Raw genomic sequence first — 1393 nt, 5'->3', positions numbered from 1 at the left:
CTAATTCATTGTCGCCAGAGAAAAATATTGAGGAGTACAAGTTTGGCCATGTTATCAAGTATTTCATGGTTTTTTCCCGAAATTATCACTCTTAAACAGAAAAAATTGTTACGGAGTCAGTCGCGATCGCAAACAACCAGGAGGAGTACAAGTTTGGCCATGTTATCAAGTATTTCATGGTTTTTTCCCGAAATTATCACTCTTAAACGGCTTTGTTGCATGAAAGTAGCGATCACAAACACCAGAACGATTGAAATGGAAAACTAGCTCAGAGCAAGGGTCTTGTCTGAACCCATTTCAATTCGAGGGCGACTTCAGTTCTGGATTTACAACAGCAGAAAAATCTGCTCCAAATCGTGAGCAATGGTACGAATAGCAGTAGTGAGGGAAGAATAGCCATGAAGGCGACAGATAGCGATCGCCAACTGACGAATCACAGAAAAATTAGCTGCAGCTTGAGAGTGCCGAATTAGACTCTTGTCCTCTCCAAACACTACATCTTTAACCCAATGTAGTCGATTCTCAATTCCCCAATGTCCCTGAATTCCTACTGCAAATTCTGCAGCACTCAACTCTAGACTACTAATGTAGTAAGCTGTTTGATCATAATCAACACCTGCTCGTTTACCCTGACGCTCTACTTTAATCAAAGACTTAATTCCCTCCCACTCAGAGCTAATTCCCAACAGATGATTAAACACAGATACTGTTCTACAAACCAAAGGATTTCTGCATTTGTCTTCTGATATATCAATACTACTTGGTTGTGTTTGTTTAGTCGTTAGTTGTACCTGTTGGTACAATTTTTTTTGATTACCTTTGAGTGCTACCCTTGTAATGATTGTCACTGTCAATGATTAACTTGACTGTTTTTTTTGACCATGTAAGGCATCACAAGTAAAAACCACTCCTTTGAGGTTTAAGCTAGTCAATATGCTTTGGACAACAGCAATTTCACTACTTTCTTGATTGTGAAATTGCTCTACAGGTACAGGTACTCCTTGACAATTACTGAACACAGAAACAACATTGACAAAGTTTTGGTAAGAACTATTACAATCACTCACAGTAGACCTAATACTCTTACCATCTACTGCTAACCATTCGGCCTCTTGAATTGTGATTTGCTGTTTAGCCCATTGATTGAATACTTGAGCCAACTGAGCAAAATCAATTCTGGTCATCATTCGCCGAAATGTAGACTTCTGGAGTGAAAACTCAAAGGTGATAGCTCTAGTTGTTGGTGTAAGGCCAGGTGATGACGACGAGCAAAATCTTCTAGGGCACAATAGGAGAAACAACCGCTCATTGTACCCATAATTACTAACAGTAATACTAACCATAATGGATAACGTCTGCCTCTGGCAGCTCGAAAATCTGGTAACTGGGCCAA

2 protein-coding genes and 1 pseudogene are annotated in these 1393 nt (G+C 39.7%); 1 reads left to right on the top strand and 2 read right to left on the bottom strand.

All coding sequences use genetic code 11. The features are described from left to right. Positions 1-267, top strand: a 267-nt coding sequence (locus F6K06_RS33515) for a hypothetical protein (protein WP_287245582.1), incomplete at its 5' end; no start/stop codon positions are given. A 59-nt stretch (positions 268-326) separates the two neighbouring features. On the opposite strand, the pseudogene F6K06_RS33510 reads toward F6K06_RS33515, so the two are convergent. Both F6K06_RS33510 and F6K06_RS33505 read right to left on the bottom strand, forming a co-directional pair. Further along, positions 327-1184 (bottom strand): annotated as a pseudogene (locus tag F6K06_RS33510) (ISAs1 family transposase). Then, positions 1184-1393, bottom strand: a 210-nt coding sequence (locus F6K06_RS33505; protein WP_287245580.1) for a transposase family protein, incomplete at its 5' end; no start/stop codon positions are given. The gene F6K06_RS33505 and the pseudogene F6K06_RS33510, both read right to left, overlap by 1 nt.

It is taken from the genome of Okeania sp. SIO1H4, from assembly GCF_010672695.1.
GTDB lineage: Bacteria > Cyanobacteriota > Cyanobacteriia > Cyanobacteriales > Microcoleaceae > Okeania > Okeania hirsuta.
The sequence above is the reverse complement of the archived record's forward strand: the minus strand, read 5'-3'. Positions and strand labels throughout refer to the sequence as shown.